Origin of the sequence: Paludisphaera sp. (genome assembly GCF_037189885.1) — a bacterium.
GTDB lineage: Bacteria > Planctomycetota > Planctomycetia > Isosphaerales > Isosphaeraceae > Paludisphaera.
In genome coordinates this window covers 105,800-111,799 of sequence record NZ_JBBCIR010000009.1, presented here as the reverse complement: position 1 = coordinate 111,799, position 6,000 = coordinate 105,800, and the positions used below count along the sequence as shown (strand labels likewise).

At 73.6% G+C, this 6,000-nt stretch carries 5 protein-coding genes; all 5 read left to right on the top strand.

Annotated features, from left to right (window positions below; genetic code table 11):
- Positions 1-79: 79 nt before the first annotated feature.
- The 5 genes from WG209_RS04115 to WG209_RS04095 all read left to right on the top strand — a co-directional run bounded on the left by WG209_RS04115 (position 80) and on the right by WG209_RS04095 (position 5,905).
- Positions 80-1,552, top strand: coding sequence for an FHA domain-containing protein (locus tag WG209_RS04115; protein ID WP_337173738.1), 1,473 nt, complete (start codon positions 80-82; stop codon positions 1,550-1,552).
- 85 nt (positions 1,553-1,637) lie between these two features.
- Positions 1,638-3,485, top strand: a complete 1,848-nt coding sequence (locus tag WG209_RS04110) for a serine/threonine-protein kinase (RefSeq protein WP_337173737.1) — start codon at positions 1,638-1,640, stop codon at positions 3,483-3,485.
- A gap of 54 nt (positions 3,486-3,539) precedes the next feature.
- Positions 3,540-4,151 (top strand): hypothetical protein, encoded by a 612-nt coding sequence (locus WG209_RS04105; RefSeq protein WP_337173736.1) that lies wholly within the window; start codon positions 3,540-3,542, stop codon positions 4,149-4,151.
- Between the two features lie 682 nt (positions 4,152-4,833).
- Positions 4,834-5,466: a sigma-70 family RNA polymerase sigma factor gene (locus WG209_RS04100; protein ID WP_337173735.1), complete on the top strand. Its 633-nt coding sequence runs from the start codon at positions 4,834-4,836 to the stop codon at positions 5,464-5,466.
- Positions 5,467-5,473: 7 nt separating this feature from the next.
- Positions 5,474-5,905: a hypothetical protein gene (locus WG209_RS04095; protein ID WP_337173734.1), complete on the top strand. Its 432-nt coding sequence runs from the start codon at positions 5,474-5,476 to the stop codon at positions 5,903-5,905.
- Positions 5,906-6,000: the final 95 nt, after the last annotated feature.

Below are 6,000 nucleotides of genomic sequence, written 5' to 3'. Positions count from 1 at the left end.
CCCCCCCCCCCCCCGACGCCGCTCGTCGTGTTGAGCGGCGTCGGGCATCTGGCATACGATGGCGGAGATTGAAAACCCCATGGCCACTCCGGGCGGCGATTCCATCATGATGGGGCAATGGCGCGTCGTGCTGCGGCAGGCCGAGGAGGCGGCGCGGGGCGGCCGTTACGAGGAGGCCTACGCCCTGGCCCGCCGCCCCGAGGCGGCCGACCACCAGCAGGTGGCGCGGTTCCGCGCCCGCCTGGCCCTGGACCTGATCGCCCGGGCCTCGCGCCGGGCGGCCTGCGACGACGTGGCCGGGGCGATCGCCGACCTGCGGCTGGCCGAGCGGTTCGAGGCCCCCCCCGACGCGCTGGCCGCCGCCCGGCTCGACCTGGCGGACCGGGCGGCCGGGGAGATCCGCGACGACCTCGACGCGGGCGAGCCCGGCCGGGCGCTGGAGCGGATCGACGCCCTGGGGCGCGACAAGGTGAGCGGCCCGGCGCTGCGGCGCTGCCGGGAGGTCGCCGAGGCCTGGGCCGTCGCGACCGCCGAGGGCCGCCGCGGCGAGTTCGGCCGGGCCCTCGAAGGGCTGGCCAGCGCCGAGCGGCTCGCGGCCGGCGCCGGCATGGACGCGGCGCGCGAGGCCGTCGCCGCCGCGCTTCGCGACCTGGAAACCCGCCGCAAGGCCGCCGGCCCCCTGGCGGAGGCGCTGTACGCCGCGCTTTCCGAGGGCGACTGGGCGCGGATCCTCGCCGCCGCCGAGGCGGTCCTGGCCGGCGTGCCGGAGCACCCGGCCGCCCGCGAGGCGCGGGCCCGCGCGTGGCAGCGGATCGCCGCGGTCGGCCCGTCCAGCGGCTCGCGATGGGCCCCCCGGCGGAGCGGCGCGGCCCCCACGCTGGACGTCGCCGCCGCGAAGCCCCCGCGCGAGCCGGAGCCCGACCGGCCCGTCGCCCGCTCCTCGGGGGATGGCCCGAGCGGCCGGTTCCTCCTGTGGGCCGACGCCGTCGGCGGCTACCTCGTCTGCCTGGACGAGCGCGTGCTCATCGGCCGCGCCGGGCCCGACGCCTCGGCCGACATCCCCCTGATGGGGGACCTCTCGCGGCGACACGCCGTGGTCGTCCGGGGCGGCGAGGGCTACACGATCGAGCCGATCCACGACACGTTCGTCAACGGCCGCCGCGTCGAGGGCCCCGCGATCCTCCGCGACGGCGACGTGATCCGCCTCGGCCCGACGGTCGAGCTGGAGTTCCGCCAGCCCAGCCCCTACAGCGCCACGGCGAGGCTGACGGTCGTCAGCCGGCATCGCCTGCCGATGGCCGTCGACGGCGTGCTGCTGATGGCGGAGACCTGCATCGTCGGCCCGGCCGCGCAGGCCCACGTGCCGGCGCCGGATCTGCGCGAGGCCGTCGTCCTCTATCGCCAGGGGGGCTCGCTGTGGTGCCGGGCCCGCGGCGGCTTCGAGGTCGACGGCCGGCCCGGCGCCGCGAGGGCGGCGCTCTCCCCGTCGTCCGGCGTCCGCGGCGAGGGCTTCTCGTTCAAGCTGGAACCCCTGGGGGCCTCCCCGGCCTGAGCCCGATCCCGACGGGAAATCGGCCGCCCCCGATCAAGATCCTCTCACGCTCGGCGAATCCTCTTAGGCCGGGAAGGACGAAGACGTGGCTCGACGCGACCTGCCGCCGGACCCTGGATTCGAGGAACCGATGAACGCGACGGCCGCCCATCGCCCCCTGTCGCCGCTCGAGGAGACGGTCCCCGAGCGCCTCGACGACGCCACCCGCGCCGGGGGCATCTCCCCGGGGCGCTACTCCATGCGATCCGCCGCCCCCTCGCGCGGCCCCTCCGGCCGGTTCGCCTTCGCCGGCGGCGAGCGCCCGCTGGACGGCTACACGATCAAGCGGGCCGTCGGCCGCGGCGGCTTCGGCGAGGTGTACTACGCCGTCTCGGACTCCGGCCGCGAGGTCGCCCTGAAGCTGATCCTCCGCAATTTGGAGATCGAGCGCCGGGGGGTCGTGCAGTGCATGAACCTCAAGCACCCGAACCTGCTGACGATCTTCGACCTGAAGGACAACGAGGCGGGGGACTCCTTCGTCGTGATGGAGTACGTCGCCGGCCAGAGCCTGGCCGACGTCCTCCGCCAGCACCCGGGCGGGCTGCCGATGGACGAGGTCCGCCACTGGCTCAAGGGGCTGGTGGAGGGGGTCGCCTACCTGCACGACCACGGCGTCGTCCACCGCGACCTGAAGCCGGCGAACCTCTTCCTGGACGGGGGGGTCGTCAAGATCGGCGACTACGGCCTGGCCAAGCTCATCACCGCCAGCCACGGCAGCGACCACTCCGAGAGCATCGGCACCTGCCAGTACATGGCGCCGGAGATCGGCTCGGGCAAGTACAGCCGGGCGATCGACGTCTACGCCGTCGGCGTGATCCTCCACGAGATGATCACCGGCCGCGTCCCGTTCGACGGCGAGACCGTCAACGAAATCCTGATGAAGCACCTGACCGCCCGCCCCGACGTCTCCGCCCTGCCGGAACCATACCGCGGGATCGTGGCGAGGGCCCTGGCGAAGGATCCCAACCAGCGCCCCGCCCGGATGCACGACATGCTCCCGGCGGGCGACGCCCCCAGGACGCCCGAGATCCGCGTCATCGGCGCGAGGGGGCCGGCCGAGGCCCCGCCCGCCGAGGAGATCCATCGGATCGAGGCCGAGGAGCCGGTCTTCTACATTGGCCCGGACACCGTGCCCCCCCGGCCGTCGATCCAGGAGCGGGTGAAGTCCGACTGGCGACGGATGCGCCAGCGACAGGGGGGCCGACGCGGCCGCCCCGCCCCCGACGTCCCGCCGCGCGGCCACCGCCGCGACGAGACGCCCCCGCCCGCCCCGCCGCCGGCCGCGACCGGCCGGGCGCGCGTGGCCGAGGTCACGGCGTCGATGCTCTGGGCGGCGCTGCTGATCGCGCTGCTGGTCGCGCCGGCCGTCGCCCTGCTGGGGATCGACGCGGCCCACGAGACCGCCCGCGTGGTCTTCCTCTACGGCGTCGCCCTGCTGGCGACCTGGGCCGCCCTGGTCCTGAACAAGGCGCTGGAGGCCCGCGAGGTCGACTCGACCGGCCGTCGCGTCGCCGCGGCGATCGTCGGCGCGGCGGTCGGCGGCGGCGCCTGGCTGCTGGCCCGGGGGCTGATGCTGGACGAAGGCGAGATCGTCGCCGCGCCGATCTATTTCGCGGGGCTGGCCGTGGCGACCTCGGCCTGGTACGGGCAGACCGTCCGCGATCGCAGGCGGCGATTCGGCCTGCTGCCGGTCGCCTGGACCTTGATCGCCGCGTCGGTCCTATCGCCCTTGCTCTCCTCGCCCCCCGGGGAACGCGCGGCGGAGGGCGTGGCGATCGCCGCGATCGCCGTCGTGGCGATCCAGTTCGTCAGCCCCTGGGACGAGCAGGCCGCGCGATACGCCCGATACGTCAAGAAGCTCGGCAAGCGCCCCGGCCGCGCCCGGACGGCCTGAACGCGGATCGAAGAGGTCGTCGAACAGCCTTCGGACGGTGATGGACCCAACGCCATGAAGACCCTGATGAAGCTCCTGCTCCTCGGTTTCGCCGCCCTGTTGCTGCTGGGCTTCGTCGTCGTGTCGCCCGAGCATCGCGGCCACGGCCCGCGTCGCGCCCACGAGCACCACCGGCGCGTCTCGCACGACCGTCGCCAGGTTAACGCCCCGGAGACGCGCCAGGTCGCCGGTCGCGTCTCGGCCACGCTGGACCGGGCCAAGGAGGACGCCCGTCGCCGGCTCGACGCCGAGATCCGCGAGTGGCTGGCGCCGGACGCGGCGACTTCCTGGACACCCCCCGCGGCGCTCGTCGACGCGATGGTCGAGCAGGTCCGGGTCGCGCCGGAGGAGAAAGACTACGGCACGGTCTACACCGCGGTCATCGACGCCGACTTCGGGGGCGGCCACCGCGCCCGCCTGGTCGACGCCTACCGACGCGACGTGACCCGCGACCGGACGATGAAGTTGGCGGCGACTTTGGGCTTCGTCCTGGTCTGCCTGGGGGCGGTCTCCGGCTACATCCGCGCCGACGAGGCGACGCGGGGCTACTACACGAACCGCCTCCGCCTCGCCGCCGCCGCCGCCGTGGGCGCCTCGGGCGTCGCGCTCTACCAATTCCTCGCCTGACGCGGGACGTCCGCGAGTTGGCTTCGTTCGCGCGCCGACGTTTCCGCCTCCATGCGACTAAGCCATGGAATTTAACAGACTTGCGTCGAAAACACCTTGGCTTCGTTCGTCGTCCTCGAAGTGGTTTTTTCGTCCCCCGCCGGACTCGGCGAGGGTGAAACGCGTCCCCTCTCCCGCCGGGTGAGGGTCGTCGGATCGTGGAGATAGCGGCGGGCCATGGCAGGCGCGGCCGACGCCGTCCCCGCAGCGTGACGGCTCTCGCCCGCCGCTGGCGCGGCCGCCCTCGCCCGGCGGGGGAGGGGACGGGATCGGGCCGGAGACCCGCGTTTTGTTGTCGCGCGGACGGCCGCCCTCCGCCCGAAGGAGAGGGACCGGTCCCGCGTGATCTTCCGGGGCCGCTGGCCCATTGATGCTGACTGCTTCCGGGATGCCAAGGAACATCGTCATCAAACACCCTCATGGTCAGCGCCGGGGTCGACGAGATTTCACGAATCCGGATTTTTTCTCGGGACTCGGCCACTGTTCAGCGGCCCTTCGGCTTCGCGGCCCGTGTCCGACGAGATCGAAAGGGATTCCCTCGGGGCGGAATCGATACCAATAAACCGCCGGGGGAGATAGAATCCCCTCAGAGGGCCGGCCGCGACGATCGCGGGCCGGGCCCCAGCCCGGCGGGATCCCATCGATGGCCACGTCCGAATCCGACCTCCTGCTCGTCCGTCAGGTCCGCGCCGGCAGCGCGCCGGCGTGGCGTCAGCTCATCGAGCGGTTCGAGGGCCGGCTGCTGGCGTTCATCGACAGCCGCCTGCGCGACCGCGCCGCCAGCGAGGACGTCGTGCAGGAGGCGTTCATCGGGTTCCTGACCAGCCTGCCGCACTACGACGAGCGTCGCGACATCGAGGCGTACCTGTTCTCGATCGCCGCCCACAAGCTGACCGACCACCTCCGCAAGCAGGGCCGTCGGCCGATCGACCAGTTCGGCTCCGACGATCACGGCCGGCCGCTGGACGAGGTCCCCGGCGAGGCCCGAGGCGCGTCCAGCATCGCCCGCAGCGGCGAGCGCCGGCGCGAGGAGGAGCGGGTGCTGGGCGAGTCGATGGGCAAGCTGGTGCGCGAATGGCTCGCCCGCGGCGACTTCGACCGGATCCGCTGCCTGGAGCTGCTGATGGTCAAGGGGCGGGCCAACAAGGACGTGGCGCGCGACCTGGGCCTCACCGAGCAGGCGGTCGCCAGCTACAAGTTCCAGACCATCGCCCGGCTCAAGGACATGGCCCGACGCGCCGGGCTGAGCCTCGACGCCGCCCCCCCCGAGGGCTGACGCCGCCATGAACCGCGACGAACCGACCGCGATCGACATCGACGAGGCGACGCTCCGCGACTACCTGGCCGACCGGCTCGCGCCCGGGGAGTCCGCCCGGGTGGAGAAGGCCCTGCGCGACTCGGCCTCGCTCCGCGCCCGGCTGGAGGACGTCCGCGACGATCGCGAGGACCTCCAGCTCCACAGCCTGGGCGCCATCTGGATCCGGGCCCGGCTCACCTGCCCCACCCGCCAGCAGCTCGGCAGCCTGCTGCTGGACGCCCTCGACCCCGACCTGGCGGACTACTTCCGCTTCCACCTGGAAGTCGTCGAATGCCCCTTCTGCCGGGCGAACCTCGCCGACCTGGAGGCCCAGGGGGCCGCCGCGGACGCCTCGCGCGGCCGTCGCCAGCGCATCCTCAAGTCGAGCGCCCACCTGCTCGGCGACGAGGCCATCTGAAGGGATCGCTGGTAGAATGGCGAGGTCGGGACGCGGATCCTTCTCCCGGGCTTGGTCGCGACCCAGCCCGCGCATGCCGAAGCTTATCCCGGAGA